The 19948-nt window shown below is 69.4% G+C and carries 14 protein-coding genes; 8 read left to right on the top strand and 6 right to left on the bottom strand.

The features are described from left to right. Positions 1–23 precede the first annotated feature (23 nt). A complete protein-coding gene (locus ACFVXC_RS21130; protein ID WP_389907469.1) occupies positions 24–971 on the top strand; it encodes a YceI family protein in 948 nt (315 codons plus the stop codon). Between the two features lie 115 nt (positions 972–1086). Here ACFVXC_RS21130 and ACFVXC_RS21135 read toward each other — a convergent pair whose 3' ends face one another. After that, positions 1087–1332, bottom strand: coding sequence for a hypothetical protein (locus ACFVXC_RS21135; RefSeq protein WP_389907241.1), 246 nt, complete (start codon positions 1330–1332; stop codon positions 1087–1089). Positions 1333–1418: 86 nt separating this feature from the next. On the opposite strand from ACFVXC_RS21135, the gene holA reads away from it, so the two are divergent. After that, positions 1419–2402, top strand: a complete 984-nt coding sequence (gene holA, locus ACFVXC_RS21140; protein ID WP_389907243.1) for a DNA polymerase III subunit delta — start codon at positions 1419–1421, stop codon at positions 2400–2402. 324 nt (positions 2403–2726) lie between these two features. Here holA and rpsT read toward each other — a convergent pair whose 3' ends face one another. Beyond that, entirely contained in the window at positions 2727–2993 is a 267-nt protein-coding gene (gene rpsT, locus ACFVXC_RS21145; RefSeq protein WP_389907245.1) for a 30S ribosomal protein S20, read from the bottom strand. A gap of 305 nt (positions 2994–3298) precedes the next feature. Here rpsT and lepA point away from each other — a divergent pair, with 305 nt between their 5' ends. Continuing rightward, complete coding sequence (gene lepA / locus ACFVXC_RS21150) at positions 3299–5170, top strand: translation elongation factor 4 (protein ID WP_389907247.1); 1872 nt, start codon at positions 3299–3301, stop codon at positions 5168–5170. Positions 5171–5388: 218 nt separating this feature from the next. Continuing rightward, positions 5389–7278, top strand: coding sequence for an AMP-dependent synthetase/ligase (locus ACFVXC_RS21155; RefSeq protein WP_389907249.1), 1890 nt, complete (start codon positions 5389–5391; stop codon positions 7276–7278). 50 nt (positions 7279–7328) lie between these two features. On the opposite strand, the gene ACFVXC_RS21160 is transcribed toward ACFVXC_RS21155, so the two are convergent. Together ACFVXC_RS21160 and ACFVXC_RS21165 are read right to left on the bottom strand one after the other, a co-directional pair. Beyond that, positions 7329–7913 carry a two-component system response regulator gene (locus tag ACFVXC_RS21160; protein WP_389907251.1) on the bottom strand — a complete coding sequence of 195 codons (585 nt, stop codon included), beginning with the start codon at positions 7911–7913 and terminating at the stop codon, positions 7329–7331. A gap of 12 nt (positions 7914–7925) precedes the next feature. Continuing rightward, positions 7926–12017: a HAMP domain-containing protein gene (locus ACFVXC_RS21165; protein WP_389907471.1), complete on the bottom strand. Its 4092-nt coding sequence runs from the start codon at positions 12015–12017 to the stop codon at positions 7926–7928. A gap of 261 nt (positions 12018–12278) precedes the next feature. Between ACFVXC_RS21165 and ACFVXC_RS21170 the strand changes: the two genes are divergently transcribed. Next, entirely contained in the window at positions 12279–14201 is a 1923-nt protein-coding gene (locus tag ACFVXC_RS21170) for a SpoIIE family protein phosphatase (protein ID WP_389907253.1), read from the top strand. Positions 14202–14411: 210 nt separating this feature from the next. Then, positions 14412–15644 (top strand): radical SAM family heme chaperone HemW, encoded by a 1233-nt coding sequence (gene hemW, locus ACFVXC_RS21175; RefSeq protein WP_389907255.1) that lies wholly within the window; start codon positions 14412–14414, stop codon positions 15642–15644. Between the two features lie 223 nt (positions 15645–15867). Here the strand turns inward: hemW and ACFVXC_RS21180 are convergent, their stop codons facing one another. Both ACFVXC_RS21180 and ACFVXC_RS21185 read right to left on the bottom strand, forming a co-directional pair. Next, on the bottom strand, positions 15868–16692 hold the full coding sequence (locus ACFVXC_RS21180; RefSeq protein ID WP_389907257.1) for a DUF3097 domain-containing protein: 825 nt from the start codon (positions 16690–16692) through the stop codon (positions 15868–15870). Positions 16693–16726: 34 nt separating this feature from the next. Further along, complete coding sequence (locus ACFVXC_RS21185; RefSeq protein ID WP_389907259.1) at positions 16727–17470, bottom strand: MBL fold metallo-hydrolase; 744 nt, start codon at positions 17468–17470, stop codon at positions 16727–16729. Between the two features lie 201 nt (positions 17471–17671). On the opposite strand from ACFVXC_RS21185, the gene hrcA reads away from it, so the two are divergent. Both hrcA and dnaJ read left to right on the top strand, forming a co-directional pair. After that, positions 17672–18688, top strand: coding sequence for a heat-inducible transcriptional repressor HrcA (hrcA, locus tag ACFVXC_RS21190; protein ID WP_249589973.1), 1017 nt, complete (start codon positions 17672–17674; stop codon positions 18686–18688). Then, a complete protein-coding gene (dnaJ, locus tag ACFVXC_RS21195; RefSeq protein ID WP_389907261.1) occupies positions 18689–19825 on the top strand; it encodes a molecular chaperone DnaJ in 1137 nt (378 codons plus the stop codon). Positions 19826–19948 lie beyond the last annotated feature (123 nt).

Genomic DNA, 19948 nt, shown 5'->3' on the forward strand with positions numbered 1-19948 from the left:
AGGTGCGCGGGGGTGTGTCGCATATGTTCGGCCGTTGGCTGGGAGACCGCAGGAACCGAGCCGGTCGGACCGATCGGGCCGGTGGAGCAGGAAGAGCCGGTGGCGCAGGGCTGACAGGCCGGGCAGGACGGGCCGGAGGGCCCTTGTCGGCAGTGGCGATCCCGCCCAGCGCGGGCGTGCTCAGCTGCCGGGTGCTCGATCCCGTCAATGAGCCCGTGCGGCACGCGGAGTTCTCGGTCAGCGATGCCATGGGGCGCAAGGTCGTCGGCGGAGGGCTTGACCCGTTCGGTTCGTTCGTCGCCACTGTTCCGGCCGGGGAGTACCGCTTGGCGGTCTCGGCGGAAGGGTTCACTCCGTACCGGGCGAACGCCACGGTCGGGGAGAGCGCGCACGCCTCCCTCGGTGACGTCATGCTTCAGATAGCTCAGCCCCCGGCGCTGCCCGAGCCCGGCGACTGGGAGATCGACCCCCAGCACACCTCGGTCGCCTTCACCGCGCGGCACATCGGGCTTGCCCGTATCCACGGCCGGTTCAACAGCTTCGCGGGTGTCATAAGGCTGGGAGAGCGCATGGAGGACTCCGCGATGCATGTCGTCATCGACGCCGCCTCCATCGACACCGCGGTGAAGATGCGGGACGACCACCTGCGGTCCGGTGACTTCCTCGACGTGGAGCGCTTCCCGACGATGGAGTTCTACAGCGACCGCTTCGTGCACAAGGGCGGCACCCGTTGGGCGATCACCGGCGGCCTGACGCTGCACGGCGTGACGCGTACGGTCACGCTCGAGACGGAGTACCTCGGGGTGGGCCACGGCCTGGAGGGTGAGACCCGCGTCGCCTGTCGCGCCTCCACCGAGCTGCACCGCGACGACTTCACGATCAACTGGCAGACCATGCTCGCCCGCGGCATCGCGGCGGTCGGCCCCAGCATCACGATCGACCTCGACATACAGGTCCTGTCCAAGGGCTGACGCCGGGCTCCGTCGCTGACGCCGGGCTCCGTCGGGAAGCCCGGCCTGGGAAGCCCGGCCTGGGGAGCCCGGCCTGGGAAACCTGGCTTGGGAAGCCCGGCCTGGTGAGCCCGGCCTAGGGAGCTTCGAGCCAGCCCTCGTGCTCCGCCGCCAGTTCGTCGAGCGCCGATCGGTCGAGGCGCCGCTCGGGGTCCTCGATCACGACGAGCCACTGGGCGTCCTCGGCGTCGTCCTCGCCGGCCAGGGCGTCGCGGACCAGTTGGGGCTGCTCGCGCACGCCGAAACGGTCGGGGAGTTCTTCCGCCACCTCTTCCGCGGTATCGCGGTCGGGCAGCACCAGGACATGTCGTACGTCGGTCACCGCCCCATTCTCCGGTACGGGGCGAGCCTTCCGTGAACCGGCTGCACGGGACGGGCTGTCAGTGCCGCGTGGGATGCTTTACCGCGATGGCCAGGAAGACAGATACCGCCGACCCGCTCGCTCCTCTCACGCTCGCCGTGGGCCAGGAGGACCTCCTCCTCGACCGCGCCGTGCAGCAGGTGGTCGCGGCCGCCCGTGCCTCCGACGCGGACACGGACGTGCGCGACCTCACCTCCGACCAGTTGCAGCCCGGCACGCTCGACGAGCTGACAAGCCCCTCGCTCTTCGCCGAGCGCAAGGTCGTGATCGTCCGTAACGCGCAGGATCTGTCGGCCGACACGGTCAAGGACGTGAAGGCGTATCTCGGGTCACCGGCCGAGGAGATCACCCTCGTCCTGCTGCACGCGGGCGGTGCCAAGGGCAAGGCGCTGCTCGACGCCGCCCGCAAGGCGGGGGCCCGTGAGGTCGCCTGCCCCAAGATGACCAAGGCCGCGGACCGGCTCTCGTTCGTACGGAGCGAGTTCCGTGCCCTGGGCCGTTCGGCGACGCCGGAGGCGTGCCAGGCCCTTGTCGACTCGATCGGCAGCGATCTGAGGGAGCTCGCTTCGGCGGTGTCCCAGCTGGTGGCGGATGTCGAGGGCACGATCGACGAGGCGATCGTCGGCCGCTATTACACGGGCCGCGCCGAGGCCTCCAGCTTCACCGTGGCCGACCGTGCCGTGGAGGGCCGGGCGGCCGAAGCGCTCGAAGCGTTGCGCTGGTCCCTGTCGACCGGCGTCGCCCCCGTCCTGATCACCAGCGCGCTCGCACAGGCCGTGCGGGCCATCGGGAAGCTCTCCTCCGCACGGGGCGGGCGGCCCGCCGACCTCGCCCGTGAGCTGGGTATGCCTCCCTGGAAGATCGACCGAGTCCGGCAGCAGATGAGGGGCTGGACGCCGGACGGAGTGGCCGCCGCGCTTACCGCTGTCGCGGCGGCCGACGCGGGGGTCAAGGGGGGCGGGGATGATCCGGAGTACGCGCTGGAGAAGGCCGTCGTCGCCATCGCCCGCGCGGCCAGGCCCCGTCGCTGAACCCACCTCCCGCTGGGCCTCCCCGTAAGACGGCCGGTTCGGAATCTGCGGGTAGTCCGTGGCAGGTCACGCAGTTCCCCGCGCCCCTTAGGCCGCTCAGTTCCCCGCGCCCCCTCCGGCCCGCGCCTCTTCCGGGCCCCGCGCCTCTTCCGGGCCCCGCACCCCCCCCTGGTGGCACCCCGGACACAGCAATGCCCCCGGAGTGGGCCGGGGGCATCGTCGCAGCGTGGCGTACTGCGTGGTCTGTCCGCGATTCGAGGTAGAGGGCTCGAATTACCCTCGCGGGAGGATTGATCAGCGCCCCGGCGAGCCGGGGCAAGAGCCTCAGCCCTGGAGGGTCGCGACCTTCGAAGCAAGCGCCGACTTCTTGTTGGCGGCCTGGTTCTTGTGGATGACGCCCTTGGAGACGGCCTTGTCGAGCTCACGCGAAGCAACGCGCGTCGCCTCGACGGCCTTCTGGGTGTCACCCGCGGCAACGGCCTCGCGGGCCTTGCGGATCGCGGTCTTCAGCGAAGACTTGACCGCCTTGTTGCGCTGACGCGCCTTCTCGTTGGTCTTGATCCGCTTGATCTGGGACTTGATGTTCGCCACGAAAGAGCCTTTTCAGGTTCAGGTACTGCAGAGGTACTGCAGCTGAGTTTCTTTGACATGTGCCCCAGGACCGCGAAACCCATGGGCCGAGAGACCCATGAGCCCAGTAAGTCCAGGAGACACAGCTGCCCAGATTACCAGTCGCCCCACGACCGGCCCAATCCGGTCTCGTCCCGGTCTCGTCCCGGTCTCGTCCCCCCACCCTGACCTGCCCGATCCGGGCCCAGTGCCCCACCCATGGGACCATGGAATCTACGTATAGATCCGACCCGAGGCGACAGGCGCCTCAAGAGACAGGACCCTGCGTGCCCGCGACCCCTAATAATGTGCCCGCGCCGAGCCGTACCGACCCGGCTCTGATCCGTAATTTCTGCATCATCGCGCACATCGACCACGGCAAGTCCACGCTCGCCGACCGCATGCTCCAGCTGACCGGTGTGGTCGACCAGCGGCAGATGCGCGCCCAGTACCTCGACCGCATGGACATCGAGCGTGAGCGCGGCATCACGATCAAGTCCCAGGCGGTGCGTCTGCCCTGGGCCCCCACGGAGGGGCCCGAGCAGAGCAAGACCCACATTCTCAACATGATCGACACCCCGGGGCACGTGGACTTCACGTACGAGGTGTCGCGCTCGCTCGCGGCGTGCGAGGGCACGATCCTCCTCGTCGACGCGGCGCAGGGCATCGAGGCGCAGACTCTCGCCAACCTCTATCTGGCGATGGAGAACGACCTCAAGATCGTTCCGGTGCTCAACAAGATCGACCTGCCGGCCGCCCAGCCGGAGAAGTTCTCGGAGGAGCTCGCCAACCTCATCGGCTGCGACCCCGAAGACGTGCTGAAGGTCTCCGCGAAGACCGGCATGGGTGTCGAGGCGCTGCTCGACAAGGTCGTCGCAGAGGTTCCGCCGCCGGTCGGCGTCGCCGACGCGCCCGCGCGCGCGATGATCTTCGACTCGGTGTACGACTCCTACCGGGGCGTCGTGACGTACGTACGAGTGGTCGACGGCCAGCTCAACAAGCGTGAGCGGATCCGGATGATGTCGACCGGCGCCACGCACGAGCTGCTCGAGATCGGTGTGTCGTCCCCCGAGATGACCCCGGCCGACGGCATCGGCGTCGGTGAGGTGGGCTACATCATCACCGGCGTGAAGGACGTACGTCAGTCCAAGGTCGGTGACACGATCACCTCCCTGAACAAGGGCGCGACCGAGGCCCTCGGCGGTTACAAGGACCCCAAGCCGATGGTCTTCTCGGGCCTCTATCCGCTGGACGGATCGGAGTACCCGGACCTGCGCGAGGCCCTCGACAAGCTGCAGCTCAACGACGCCGCCCTTGTCTACGAGCCGGAGACCTCGGCCGCGCTCGGCTTCGGCTTCCGCGTCGGCTTCCTGGGGCTTCTGCACCTCGACGTGATCCGTGAGCGCCTTGAGCGCGAGTTCGGGCTCGACCTGATCGCCACCGCCCCCAACGTGGTCTACCGCGTGGACATGGAGGACGGCACAGAGCACACGGTCACCAACCCGAGCGAGTTCCCCGAGGGCAAGATCGACAAGGTCTACGAGCCTGTCGTGCGCGCCACTCTCCTCGCGCCCAGCGAGTTCATCGGCTCGATCATGGAGCTCTGCCAGACCCGCCGCGGCACCCTCCTCGGCATGGACTACCTCTCCGAGGACCGGGTGGAGATCCGCTACACCCTCCCCCTCGCCGAGATCGTCTTCGACTTCTTCGACCAGCTGAAGTCCAAGACCCGCGGTTACGCGTCCCTGGACTACGAGCCCACCGGCGAGCAGTCCGCCGACCTGGTGAAGGTCGACATCCTGCTGCACGGCGACCGCGTCGACGCGTTCTCCGCCGTCACGCACAAGGACGCCGCGTACGCGTACGGCGTGCGCCTGGTGGCCAAGCTGCGGGAGCTCATCCCGCGGCAGGCCTTCGAGATCCCCGTCCAGGCCGCCATCGGCTCCAGGGTCATCTCCCGCGAGACCATCCGCGCCATCCGCAAGGACGTGCTCGCCAAGTGCTACGGCGGTGACATCTCCCGTAAGCGCAAGCTGCTCGAGAAGCAGAAGGAGGGCAAGAAGCGCATGAAGATGGTCGGCTCCGTCGAGGTGCCGCAGGAAGCCTTCATCGCGGTGCTCTCCAGCGACGACAGTGGTCCGGGCAAGGCGAAGAAGTAACTCCGGCCCCGTCCGACACGGGCGGCACAGGGGCATCTCAGCGGGTCCGTCGCGCTCTTGCGCGGCGGACCCGTTCTTGTATGAAGTGACAGGCAGAAGCCCCTTACGCGCTGGGCTTCAGCGTTCTACTCTGATCACTGCTCGTAGGTTACTCGCAAGTTAAACAAGACCAGCAGCCGCCAGCCAGTCGCCGCCATGTCGCGGGTCCGGAGGATGTCGTGAGCGACACACAGACCTTGATCGAGAACCGTCCGCCGTCCGTGGCGCATCTCTTCCTTGAGCGCGTGGCGGCCACGCCCGATGCAGAGGCCTACCGCTATCCCACGCCGGCTGCCTCCGGCGACGGCCCCGACGAATGGAAGTCGCTGAGCTGGGCGCAGGCCGCCGAGCGCGTCTACGCCATTGCCGCGGGCCTGATCGAGCTCGGCCTCGCCCCCGAGGACCGGGTGGCGCTCGCCTCGTCCACGCGGGTCGAGTGGATCCTCGCCGACCTCGGCATCCTCTGCGCGGGCGCGGCCACCACCACGGTGTATCCGCAGACCAACGCCGAGGAGTCCACCTACATCCTGGCCGACTCCGGCAGCCGGGTCCTCATCGCCGAGAACGCCGCGCAGCTCGCCAAGGCGCGCGAGAAGCGCGCCGAGCTGCCCGATCTTCGGCACGTCGTGGTGATCGACACCGAGGGTGCGGGGCCCGCCGACGGCGACCCCGAAGGCTGGGTGCTCACGCTCGCCGATCTGGAGGCGCGCGGCGCCGCCCATCTGGAGAAGAACCCCGAGGCCGTCAAGGAGCGGATCGCGGCGATCACCAAGGACCAGCTCGCCACGATCATCTACACCTCCGGCACCACGGGCCGCCCCAAGGGCGTGCGCCTGCCGCAGGACAACTGGTCGTACATGGCCAAGGCCATCGCGTCGACCGGTCTGCTCGGCCCGGACGACGTGCAGTACCTGTGGCTGCCGCTCGCGCACGTCTTCGGCAAGGTGCTGACCTCGGGGCAGATCGAGCTGGGGCACGTCACCGCGGTCGACGGCCGGGTCGACAAGATCATCGAGAACCTGCCGGTGGTGCAGCCGACGTACATGGCCGCCGTGCCGCGCATCTTCGAGAAGGTCTACAACGGGGTCGCGGCCAAGGCGCGGGCCGGTGGCGGCGCCAAGTACAAGATCTTCCTGTGGGCGGCCGACGTCTCCCGCGAGTACGCGAAGGTCAGCCAGGACAACTTCCGCAGGACCGGATCCGCGTCCGTGCCCTTCGGGCTCGGCGCCAAGCACAAGGTCGCCGACGCGCTCGTCTACTCCAAGCTGCGCGACGCCTTCGGCGGACGTCTGCGCGCCGCCGTCTCCGGGTCGGCCGCGCTCGCGCCCGACATCGGCTACTTCTTCGCCGGCGCGGGCATCCACATCCTGGAGGGCTACGGACTCACCGAGTCCTCCGCCGCCTCCTTCGTCAACCCCGGTGAGGCCTACCGCACCGGCACCGTCGGCAAGCCGCTGCCCGGCACCGAGGTCAGGATCGCGGACGACGGCGAGATCCTGCTGCGCGGCCCCGGCATCATGGAGGGCTACCACGGCCTCGACGAGAAGACGGCCGAGGTTCTTGAGTCCGACGGGTGGTTCCACACCGGGGACATCGGTGAGCTGTCCGAGGACGGCTACCTCCGGATCACCGACCGCAAGAAGGACCTGATCAAGACCTCCGGCGGCAAGTACATCGCGCCCGCCGAGGTCGAGGGCCAGTTCAAGGCCGTCTGCCCGTACGTCTCCAACATCCTGGTGCACGGCGCCGACCGGAACTTCTGCACCGCCCTGATCGCGCTCGACGAGCCGGCCATCCTGGCCTGGGCCAAGGACAACGGCCTGGACGGCAAGAGCTACGCCGACGTGGTCTCCGCCCCGGCGACGGTCGAGCTCATCGAGGGCTATGTGAAGCAGCTCAACGAAGGCCTCCAGCGCTGGCAGACCGTCAAGAAGTTCAAGCTGCTGCCCCGCGACCTGGACATCGAGCACGGCGAACTGACGCCCAGCCTGAAGCTGAAGCGCCCGGTCGTCGAGCGGGAGTACCAGCACCTGATCGACGAGATGTACGCGGGCTCCCGCGAGGCCTGAGCCGCAACCCCTGTACGCGGGCGCGGCGTCCGGTCCATGGGCCGGCCGGGTCAGGCGCCCCGCCCGCGCCGCATCTCGTTCACCAGGTCCTCCATGTGTGTCACGTGGTGGCGCAGTTCGAGTACGTCGCCCAGGCTGCTCGCGGCCATGTGCGCCTCGATCGCCGAGAGACGGGCCGCCAGCTCGGCGAACTGCTGCTGCTCGCGCGCCAGGATCTTCTCCAACTGCTGGTTCTTGCGGTGCAGTTCGAGGAAGACGGTGACCTTGGAGCGCAGTACCCAGGGGTCGAACGGTTTGGTGAGGTAGTCCGCGGCGCCCGTCGCGTAGCCCCGAAAGGCATAGCCCGCGTCGTTGTCGGTGCCCGTCAGGAAGATGATGGGCACGTCCTTGGTCTGGTCGAGCCGCTTGATGTTCGACGCGGTCTCGAAGCCGTCCATCCCCGGCATGCGGACGTCCAGGAGGATCACGGCGAATCGTTGCCGCAAGAGGGCCTTCATCGCCTCCTCGCCCGAACGCGCGCGCACCAGTGGTTCGTTGAGCGAACCCAGGACAGCTTCGAGCGCCATCAGGTTGTCCTCCATGTCATCGACAAGAAGGATGCTCGCGCGGTTGTCGGTCATGACCTCAGTACTCATGGTGATGGTGCCTCATTCGATCGTCGGCGGAACAGCAGCCTCCCCGAGAGTGTCTGCTGGTTCCGGAACAACGGGCTTCTCTTCTGCGGTGGGTGTGCCTGGCTCGTCCGTGTCATTGCTCTCGGGGGCAAGGAGTGCACAGGCGACGGTGAGTAGCTGGTCCACATCCACAGGTTTGGGTACGTAGTCGCTGGCGCCCTGCTCGATGGCCTTCTCGCGGTCGCCGGGCATCGCCTTGGCGGTCAGCGCGATGATGGGAAGGCCGGTCCAGCGTGGGGTGCGGCGGATCGCGGTGATGGTTTCGTACCCGTCCATCTCCGGCATCATGATGTCCATCAGGATCAGGTCGGTGTCGGGGTTGCGCTCCAGGGTCTCGATTCCTTCGCGGCCGTTCTCCGCGTACAGGACGGGCATGCCGACGCGGCTCAGTACGTGGGTGAGCGCGAAGACGTTGCGGATGTCGTCGTCCACGATCAGGACGCGGCGCCCACGCAATATGCGGCCGGCCTCGCCTTCCCTGTACTCCTCCAGCTTGGTGGGGGTCGGCCAGCTGTCGTTCTGTTCGTGGAAGGTGTGCGGGGACATGGTGACCCGCTCGTCGTGCGGCTCCGGCGTCGTCAGTTCCCTGGTCGCCGCGTACGCCGCCGCCGCGGGCCCGTGTCCGGGGTGCACCACGGGGACGTACAGCGAGAAGGTGGAGCCCCGGCCCGGGCTGCTCTCCGCGGTGATGCGGCCGCCCAGGAGCCCGGCGATCTCGCGGCTGATGGAGAGGCCGAGGCCGGTGCCGCCGTACTTCCGGTTGGTGGTGCCGTCGGCCTGCTGGAACGCCTCGAAGATGGCCGGGAGCTGGTCGACCGGGATGCCGATGCCGGTGTCCTTGACGGCGAAACAGAGCCGGTCGCCCTCGTGCAGCCGGTCACTCGTGTGTTTGACCCGGCTCACGCGCAGCTCGACGCGGCCGGTGGCGGTGAACTTGACCGCGTTCGACAGGAGGTTGCGCAGGATCTGCTGGAGCCGCTGCTCGTCCGAGAACATCTCGCGCGGTACGTCCTCGCCGACCGACACCTCGAAGGCGAGCCCACGGTCGAGAGTGAGCGGACGGAACGTCGCATGGACGTAGTCGAGGACCTTGATCAGGGGGAGCTTCTTGGGCCGTACGTCCATCCGGCCCGCCTCGATCTTCGACAAGTCCAGGATGTCGTTGATGAGTTGGAGGAGATCGGAGCCCGAGCGGTGGATCGTGGTCGCGAACTGTACTTCCTGGTCGGAGAGATGGCTGTCGGGATTGTCGGAGAGCAGCCGGGCAAGGATGAGCAGGGAGTTCAGCGGCGTGCGCAGCTCGTGCGACATGTTCGCGAGGAACTCCGACTTGTACTGCGAGGACGTGGCGAGGAGGGCCGCCTTCTCCTCCAGCTCGGCGTTCGAGCGCTGCAACTCAGCCTGCTGGAGCTGGAGTTCGTCGGAGCGGTCCTGGAGCTGAGTGGCGAGCCGCTGGGACTCGCTGAGCAGTGATTCCGTGCGGGAGTTGGCGATGATCGTGTTGATCGCGACGCCGATCGTGCTCACGAACTGGTCGAAGAACGCGAGGTGCACGTCCGAGAAGCGGGAGAACGTGGCCAGCTCGATCACGCCGAGCAGCTTGTCCTCGAAGAGGATGGGGATGATCACCAGGCTGGCCGGCGTCGCGTCCCCGAGGCCCGAGATGATCTTGATGTAGTCGGGCGGCACCTCGTCCACGAGGATCCGCTTCTTCTCCAGGGCGGCCTGACGCACCAGGCCGTGCGCGGGCATGGCGCCCGTGTCGACCACCGAGCCCTGCCCGGAGCCGTACCCGGCGATGAAGGCGAGCCCCTTGACGGGCGGAGCCTGCAGCGTCGCGGTCTCTCCCGCGTCCGGGTCGGCCAGGAAGAAGGCTCCGTACTGCGCGTTCACCAGCGGGGTCAGCTCGCGCAGGATCAGGTCCGCGACCTCCATCAGGTCACGGTGGCCCTGCATCAGACCCGCGAGACGGGCGAGGTTCGACTCCAGCCAGTCCTTGGCGCGGGTGGTCTCGCGGAGGTTGGAGACCATGACGTTGATGTTGTTTTTGAGCTCGGAGACCTCGCCCCGGGTCTCGACGGTGATGGAACGGGTCATGTCGCCCTGGGCCACGGCGGACGCGACCTCGGCGATCGCGCGGACCTGCGTGGTGAGGTTCAGAGCGAGCTCGTTCACGTTCGTCGTCAGGCGCTTCCACGTGCCGTAGACGCCCTCGACCCGCGCCTGGCCGCCCAGTTGACCCTCGGAACCGACCTCGCGGGCCACCCGGGTGACCTCGGAGGAGAAGGAGGACAGCGTGTCCACCATGGTGTTGATGGTGGTCTTCAGCTCCAGGATCTCGCCGCGCGCGTCCACGTCGATCTTCTTGGAGAGGTCGCCCTGGGCCACCGCCGTCGCGACCTGCGCGATGTTGCGGACCTGTCCCGTGAGGTTGTCGGCCATGTAGTTGACGTTGTCGGTGAGGTCCTTCCACACGCCCGACACACCGAGCACCTGGGCCCGCCCGCCGAGCCGCCCGTCCGTGCCGACCTCGCGGGCCACGCGGGTCACCTCGTCCGCGAAGGCACGCAGCTGCTCCACCATCGTGTTGACGGTGTCCTTCAGCTCCAGGATCTCGCCGCGCGCCGTCACCGTGATCATCTTGGACAGGTCGCCGTTGGCGACGGCCGTGGTCACCTGGGCGATGTTGCGCACCTGGGAGGTGAGGTTCAGCGCCATGAAGTTGACGTTGTCGGTGAGGTCCTTCCAGACGCCGGAGACGCCGCGCACCTGGGCCTGACCGCCGAGGTTGCCTTCGGTGCCGACCTCGCGGGCCACCCGGGTCACCTCGTCGGCGAAGGCCGAGAGCTGGTCCACCATCGTGTTGATGGTCGACTTCAGTTCGAGGATCTCGCCCTTCGCCTCGACCGTGATCTTCTTGCCGAGGTCCCCCTGGGCGACGGCCGTCGACACGAGGGCGATGTTGCGCACCTGGGAGGTGAGATTGTCCGCCATGAAGTTGACGTTGTCCGTGAGGTCCTTCCAGACCCCCGACACACCCCGCACCTGAGCACGGCCGCCCAGATTTCCTTCCGTGCCGACCTCGCGGGCCACCCGGGTCACCTCGTCCGCGAAGGCCGAGAGCTGGTCCACCATCGTGTTCACCGTCGACTTCAGCTCCAGGATCTCGCCCCGGGCGTCGACGGTGATCTTCTGGCTCAGGTCGCCGTTGGCGACGGCCGTGGTCACCTGGGCGATGTTGCGCACCTGGGAGGTGAGGTTCGACGCCATGAAGTTGACGTTGTCGGTGAGGTCCTTCCAGACCCCCGACACACCACGGGCCTGCGCCCGGCCGCCCAACTGGCCCTCGGTGCCGACCTCGCGGGCGACACGCGTCACCTCGGCGGCGAACGCCGAGAGCTGCTCGACCATCGTGTTGACGGTCAGCTTCAGTTCGAGCAGCTCTCCCGTCGCCTCGACGGTCACTGTCCGTGTCAGATCACCCTGCGCGACCGCGGTCGTCACCAAGGCGATATCGCGCACCTGTGCGGTGAGCCGGGAGGCCATCGTGTTCACGGCCTCCGTCACATCACGCCAACTGCCCGAGAGGCCGCGCACCTTGGCGCGCCCGCCGAGCCGCCCCTCCGTGCCGACCTCGCGGGCGACGCGGGTGACCTCGCCCGTGAAGAGCGAGAGCTGGTCGACCATCGTGTTCACCGCACGGCCCAGGCGCCGCAGGTCGCCCCGCAGCTCGCGGGAGCCGTCGTGCAGGTCCACGCGCTGGGTGAGGTCGCCGCCCGCGACCGCGTTCAGGACACGGGTGGCGTTGGCCGCGGGGGCGACAAGCGAGTTGAGCAGGGAGTTGATGTCCTGGACGCGCGTGGCCCAGCTGCCCTGCCCCGGGCTCGCGGAGAACCGCTCGTCGAGATGGCCGAGGCGGATGATCTCCCGGCGCACGCGGGCGAGTTCGCCGTCGAAGTGGAGGGAGCGGTCCAGCATTTCGTTGAACACGGTGTGCAGCTCGGCCGTCAGGCCGTGACCGGTCACCGCGACCTTGGTGAAGTCGCCGTCCCGCGCCGCCCGCATGGCGGCCAGAAGCGGGCGCAGGTCGGAGATCGCTTCCGGGGCGTGCTCCGGGGGTGCTGAGGCCTCGTCCGGAGGGAGTCCGGGAGTCGGCGAAGGTATGGGTTTCTGTGCTGGAATCCGACCGGAATCGAGCGCGGGCATAGCACTGTTCTCACTCATAGCGGCCCACTTCGGTAACTCGGTGCTTATGGGCATGGCCAGTCTGTCACTCTGTCGGTGTCGGCTGAGGCGTATTCGACCGAACTGCTCAGGAGCCGAAACGTGGGGTCCATTCCGATGCAACGGGAGACCACTTTCCGTGTGTCCACCCAGCCGGGGCACGAGCCCGGCCCGCCTGCCGTGGTGTGCACATCACTGCCCGGAAACCCGTCGGCGCCCGCCGCCGCACGCAAGTTCGTGCGCGCGGCGCTCGCGGACTGGACCGAGCTCTCTGTTCCTGCGGCGGCGGGCATAACGGAGCGGGTCACGGACGACGCCGTGCTGCTGGTCAGCGAACTCGTCACGAACGCCGTCGTGCACGCGGGCACGACGGTCGAGCTGCTGTGCCGGCTCGACGAGGCGGGCCTGGGGGAGGAGACCGACTCCCTGGTCATCGAGGTCTCCGACCACCACCCCGCCCGCACGGTCCGCAGCGACCCCAAGCACCAGCTGCCGGGAACACCCGAGTACGGCAGGGGCCTTCAGCTCGTCGCGGCCCTCTCCGACTCCTGGGGCATCACCTACCGCACCGGCACCAAGGCCGTCTGGGCCCGCCTTCCGGTCGGGGGCGCGCAGGCCATACAGGAGATCGAGTCGTACGCGACCGAACAGGCGATACAGCGCGGGCTGCGCGGCACGGAGATCCTCGCGCCACTGCCGAAGCGGATCGCGCACGAGACGGAGTGGGTCAACCGCGGCGCGCTCACCTTCCTCGCCGAGGCGTCCGATCTGCTCGCCGGGCAGTTCGACGAGGAACTGGTGGCCGCTCTCGTCGGGCAGCTCCTCGTGCCGCGGCTCGCGGACTGGTGTGCGGTGTGGCTCGACGACGAATCGGAGGCCGCGCCGCGCGACAGCGCGAGCAGCGGTACGTCGGCACGGCTCGCCCGCGTCTGGCACGCCAGCGAGCAGCGCATGGAGGAACTGCGCCGCAGCCTGGAGAAGGACCCGCCCCGGCTGCCCGAATCGGCGGGAACCGGCGCCGTCCCCGTGCCGTGGCCCGGCGGGACGGTGACCGACGAAGAGCCCGGCACGGCCCTGGCCTACCGGCTCATGGCGGGCGGAGGTTCGCTGGGCACGCTCGTCATCGGGCGGGCCGGGGAGATGCGCTTCGCCGACGAAGTCACCGGCCTCGTCGAGGACTTCAGCCGCCGCGTCGCGCTCGCCATCAGCGCCGCGCGCCGCTACCAGCGGCAGGCCACCATCAGTCAGGTCCTGCAGCGCGGCCTGCTGCCGAGCTCCGTCGCGGACATCCCCGGGATGCACAGCGCCGTGGTGTACGAGCCGCGGGACAAGGGCGGTCCCGGCGGCGACTTCTACGACGTGTTCCAGGCGGGCAAGAACCGCTGGTGCTTCGCGCTCGGCGACGTACAGGGCAAGGGCGTCGAAGCGGCCGTCGTGATCGGCCTCGCCCGGCCGTGGCTGCGGCTGCTCGCCCGCGAGGGATACAAGGTCGCGGAGGTCCTCGACCGCCTCAACCAGCTCCTCCTCGACGACGCGACGGAGGCGGCGGACGCGGCGGCCGCGGTGCTCGCGGTCGCGGGCGGCCAGAGCCCGCCGGCCGACGGGCCCACATCCCGCTTCCTCTCCATGCTCTACGGAGAGCTCGTGCCCATGGACGGCGGCGGCGTCCGCTGCACGGTGGCGAGCGCCGGACATCCGCTGCCGCTCCTGCTCTCCCCGGACGGCACGGTCCAGTCCGCGGCCACGCCCCAGCTGCTGCTCGGGGTCGTCGACGACGCGAAGTACACCAGCGAAACGTTCGAGCTCTGGGCCGGCGACACACTGCTCTGCGTCACGGACGGGGTGACGGAGCGCCGGGCCGGCCGAGAGATGTTCGACGACGGCGACGGCCTGACCACGGCGCTCGCGGGCTGCACGGGCCTGGACGCGGTTCTGGTGGCGGAACGGATCAAGAGGATGGTGCACGAGTTTTCGGAGAGGCCGTTGGACGACGATATGGCGGTGCTTGTGTTGCAGGCGCAGTGATCTCGCCGCTCGGCGTATTGGACGGTCGGGCTGTTCCGTACGGCCGCGTTCACCGGGGACGTCCCCCGGGGGGACGCGGCCTCCGAGAAGCCGGTGGACGGCAACACGGCTGTGCTGGTGTCGCGGGCGCAGCGGTGGCTCCGGCAGCTTCGGCGGGAGCGGTTCTGTGCGCGGCGTCGGGTCGCCCCGCGGTGCGGGACAATCGAAGGTATGCCTTCCGCACTGCCCGATGGTGAGCCCATGCCCGAGGACGGCGCGCTGCCCGCGTCCGCCCTACAGGGAGCGGGGGCCCGTCCGCTCGGCTTCTACCTCCACGTCCCGTACTGCGCCACGCGCTGCGGCTACTGCGACTTCAACACCTACACGGCGACCGAGCTGCGCGGTTCAGGCGGCGTGCTCGCCTCACGCGACAACTACGCGGACACACTGATCGACGAGGTGCGGCTCGCGCGCAAGACCCTGGGCGACGACCCGCGCCCGGTGCGGACGGTCTTCGTCGGCGGCGGTACGCCGACGCTCCTCGCCGCGTCCGATCTGGTCCGCATGCTGGGCGCCGTGCGGGAGGAGTTCGGGCTCGCGGACGACGCGGAGATCACCACCGAGGCGAACCCGGAGTCCGTCGACCCCGCGTACCTGAGCGAGCTGCGGGCCGGGGGATTCAACCGTGTCTCCTTCGGGATGCAGAGCGCCAAGCAGCACGTACTGAAGGTGCTCGACCGTACGCACACCCCCGGGCGGCCCGAGGCGTGCGTGGCGGAGGCGCGGGCCGCCGGCTTCGAGCACGTCAACCTGGACCTCATCTACGGCACACCGGGTGAGACGGACGACGACTGGCGGGCCACCCTCGACGCCGCGATCGGCGCCGGACCCGACCACGTCAGCGCCTACGCCCTGATCGTCGAGGAGGGCACGCAGCTGGCGCGGCGGATCCGGCGCGGGGAGGTGCCGATGACGGACGACGACGTCCACGCGGACCGGTATCTGATCGCCGACGAGGTGCTCGCGGGCGCGGGATTCTCCTGGTACGAGGTGTCCAACTGGGCCACCTCCGAGGCCGGGCGCTGCCTGCACAACGAGTTGTACTGGCGGGGCGCCGACTGGTGGGGGGCCGGGCCCGGGGCCCACAGCCATGTGGGGGGTGTGCGGTGGTGGAACGTGAAGCATCCCGGGGCTTATGCGGGGGCGCTCGCCGCTGGGCGCTCGCCGGGGGCCGGGCGGGAGATTCTCGCCGCGGAGGACCGGCGGGTGGAGCGGATCCTGCTTGAGCTGCGGCTGCTCGAAGGATGCCCGTTGACCTTGCTGCACCCTGCGGGGCTCGCCGCCGCGGGGCGGGCGCTCGCCGACGGTCTGCTGGAGGCGGGGCCCTACGGGCAGGGGCGGGCGGTTCTTACGCTGCGGGGGCGGTTGCTGGCGGACGCGGTGGTGCGGGACCTGGTGGACTGAGGTCAGGGCGTCCCTGCGGGGCCTTTCCCCCGTCCCGCCTCTTCCCGAGACTCTGGGGCTCCGCCCCAGACCCCGGTCCTCAAACGCCGGGCAGGCCGAAAAGAACGAACGCGCGGCCCAACGCTCAGGAGGAGATGCGAGGTAATTCGGCGGACGGGCGGGCGGACGGGCGGACAGGCGGGCGGAGGGGCGGGAAAAGATCCGCCGCGGAGTGACGGGGCGGTCAGGTGTCCGTCCCCGTGACGAAGTCGATCAGTTCCTCCACGCGGCCGAGCAGCGCCGGCTCCAGATCCCGGTAACTGTGCACCGAACCCAGGATCCGCTGCCACGCCGCCCCAGTGTTCAGCGGCCACCCGAGCGCCTCGCAGACGCCCGTCTTCCAGTCCTGGCCGCGCGGGACCCGGGGCCACGCCTCGATCCCCACCGACGACGGCTTCACCGCCTCCCACACGTCGATATAGGGATGCCCCACCACCAGCGCCGAGGAAGAACTCACCTCCGCCGCGATCCTCGACTCCTTGGAGCCGGGTACCAAGTGGTCCACCAGGACGCCGAGGCGTGCGTCGGGGCCGGGGGAGAACTCCGTGACGATCGCGGGGAGGTCGTCGATGCCCTCCAGGTACTCGACGACCACGCCCTCGATGCGCAGGTCGTCGCCCCACACCCGCTCGACGAGTTCCGCGTCGTGCCGCCCCTCTACGTAGATCCGGCCGGCCCGGGCGACCCGGGCCCGCGCTCCCGGCACCGCCACCGAACCGGATGCGGTGCGTGTGGGACGTACGGGAGGAGCGGTCGCCGACGGGCGGACGAGCGTGACCGTCCGGCCCTCCAGGTCGAAGCCCCCGGGAGTCATCGGGAAGACCCGCTGCTTGCCGAAGCGGTCCTCCAGGGTCACCGTCGGACCCTCCGCCGTCTTCTCGCAGCGGATCACCGCTCCGCAGAAGCCGGTGCCCAGCTCCTCCACCACGAGGTCCGCCTCCGCGGCGACCTCCGGCACGGGCTTCGGCTTCTTCCATGGCGGTGTGAGGTCGGCGGAGTACTGGCGCATTCGCATGACGATAAGAGAAAGGGTGTGGGGCTGGCTACGACACGCCGAAGCGGGCCGCCAGTGTGGCGCGTTGCGCGCGGACAAAAGCCCCGTCGACCACCGCACCGTGCCCCGGCACGTACAGCGCGTCATCGCCGCCCAGGTCGAGCAGCCGGTCGAGCGCCGCGGGCCACCGCTGCGGCACCGCGTCGTCGCCCGCCTGCGGTTCGCCCGACTCCTCGACCAGGTCGCCGCAGAAGACGACCTCCTCGGAGCCGTCCGGGCCGGTGACGAGGACCGCCAGGTCGTGCCCCGTGTGCCCCGGACCGACGTTCGCGAGCAGGACCCGCACCCCGCCGCCCAGGTCGAGGGTCCACTCCCCGCACACCGAGTGGTGCGGCCGGACGAGCAGGTCGGCGGCCTCCGCGGCGGCGTCCGGGGGGACCCCGTGCCGGACGGCCGACGCACGCAGCTCGTCGCGGCCGCTCGCGAGGACCGTGTCGATGCCGACCGCGCCGTACACCTCCACGCCCGCGAACGCCGCCGCGCCCAGGACGTGGTCGAAGTGCGGGTGCGTCAGGGCGAGATGGGTGACCCGCCGCCCCCCGCCGAGAATGCGGCGCGCCTGTGTGCGCAGCTCCGCCCCCTCGCGCAGGGTCGCCCCCGCCTCGATCATCAGCGCCGATTCACCGCCGACGACAAGGCCGGCCGTGCAGTCCCAGATCGGCAGGCGCCGCCGCCCCACGTGCGGCGCGAGCCGCTCCCAGCCCGCCTCGTCCCATGCCAGTGCCACATTCATAAGCCGACGCTAGCCCCGTACGGGCGCCTTGGCAGCCGCCGCCTTGCCGGTTGAACCGACATCGGGGCTCCGGCCCTTGCCGGGGTCGTACCTCGCGGCCGTACACTGGGCGCGGCAATGGCTGGCACTCGCCCGAGGGGAGTGCCAGGCGGGTCACAGGGCAGTAGAGGTTTCAGGGCGAAAAGGTGGAGGTGTGCGCGGATGCTCAATGAACGCAGGCTCGAAGTGCTGCGCGCCATCGTCCACGACTATGTCGGTACCGAGGAGCCCGTCGGCTCCAAGGCGCTCACCGAGCGGCACAGCCTCGGGGTCTCCCCGGCCACCGTCCGCAACGACATGGCGGCACTGGAGGAGGAAGGGTTCATCGCCCAGCCTCATACGAGTGCGGGGCGCATCCCGACCGACAAGGGGTACCGCCTCTTCGTCGACCGGCTCGCGGGCGTCAAGCCGATGGCGGCGCCGGAGCGCAGGGCCATCCAGAACTTCCTCGACGGCGCCGTCGACCTCGACGACGTCGTGGCGCGCACGGTGCGGCTGCTCGCGCAGCTGACCCGGCAGGTCGCGGTCGTGCAGTATCCGTCGCTCACGCGGTCGACGGTGCGGCACGTGGAGCTGCTCTCGCTGGCTCCCGCCCGCCTGATGCTCGTCCTGATCACGGACACGGGCCGGGTCGAGCAGCGCATGATCGACTGTCCCGCCCCGTTCGGTGAGACCTCGCTCGCGGATCTGCGGGCGCGGCTCAACAGCAGGGTCGCGGGCCGTCGCTTCGCGGACGTGCCGCAGCTGGTGCAGGACATGACGGAGTCCTTCGACGCGGAGGACAGGGGCACGGTGGCGACGGTGCTCTCCACGCTCCTCGAAACCCTCGTCGAGGAGACCGAGGAACGGCTGATGATCGGCGGAACGGCCAATCTCACCCGCTTCGGACATGACTTTCCCCTCACCATCAGGCCGGTCCTCGAGGCCCTTGAGGAGCAGGTCGTTCTGCTCAAGTTGCTTGGCGAGGCCACAGATTCGGGCATGACCGTACGGATCGGTCACGAGAACGCCCATGAGGGACTCAGCTCCACGTCCGTGGTCTCCGTCGGCTACGGTTCGGGCAGCGAGGCAGTAGCCAAACTCGGCGTGGTCGGCCCGACCCGCATGGACTATCCGGGAACGATGGGAGCAGTACGCGCAGTGGCACGTTACGTCGGACAGATCCTGGCGGAGTCGTAAGTGGCCACGGACTACTACGCCGTACTAGGCGTGCGCCGCGACGCTTCCCAGGACGAGATCAAGAAGGCCTTCCGGAGGCTGGCGCGTGAGCTTCACCCGGATGTGAATCCGGATCCGAAGACTCAGGAGCGCTTCAAGGAGATCAACGCCGCGTACGAGGTGTTGTCGGACCCGCAGAAGAAGCAGGTCTACGACCTCGGCGGCGACCCGCTGTCCCAAGCGGGCGGCGGCGGTGCGGGCGGTTTCGGAGCCGGTGGCTTCGGCAACTTCTCGGACATCATGGACGCGTTCTTCGGGACGGCGTCGCAGCGTGGCCCCCGGTCGCGCACGCGCCGTGGCCAGGACGCCATGATCCGGCTCGAGATCGACCTGGACGAGGCGGCCTTCGGGACCACCAAGGACATACAGGTCGACACGGCTGTCGTCTGTACGACCTGCAGCGGTGAGGGCGCCGCGCCGGGAACGTCCGCTCAGACGTGTGACATGTGCCGCGGTCGCGGTGAGGTGTCGCAGGTCACGCGGTCCTTCCTCGGTCAGGTCATGACGTCGCGGCCGTGCCCGCAGTGTCAGGGCTTCGGCACGGTCGTGCCCACCCCGTGCCCCGAGTGCGCCGGCGACGGCCGCATCCGGTCGCGGCGGACGCTCACCGTGAAGATCCCCGCCGGTGTCGACAACGGCACGCGGATCCAGCTCGCGGGTGAGGGCGAGGTCGGCCCCGGCGGCGGCCCCGCCGGTGACCTGTACGTGGAGATCCACGAGCTGCCGCACGCCGTGTTCCAGCGGCGCGGGGACGACCTGCACTGCACGGTCACCATTCCGATGACGGCCGCGGCTCTGGGCACCAAGGTGCCCCTGGAGACGCTGGACGGCATGGAAGAGGTCGACATCCGGCCGGGCACGCAGTCGGGCCAGTCGGTGCCGCTGCACGGCAGGGGCATCACGCACCTGCGGGGCGGCGGGCGAGGTGACCTCATCGTGCATGTCGAGGTCCTCACGCCGAGCAAGCTGGACGCGGAGCAGGAGCGGGTCCTTCGGGAGCTTGCCGTGCTGCGGGGCGAGGAGCGGCCCACCGGGCAGTTTCAGCCGGGGCAGCAGGGGTTGTTCTCACGCTTGAAGGACGCGTTCAACGGGCGGTAGCGCCTTGAGCGGTGTCTCTTTGTGCCCCCGGTAACGGATTACCCCGTGCCGGGGGCACTTTGTTGTCTGCCTCTGCGGGCCGCATCGGGTTGCTCGCGCAGTTCCCCGCGCCCCTTACGGGGC

The sequence above is a fragment of the Streptomyces sp. NPDC058257 genome (assembly GCF_042881845.1).
Classification (GTDB): domain Bacteria; phylum Actinomycetota; class Actinomycetes; order Streptomycetales; family Streptomycetaceae; genus Streptomyces.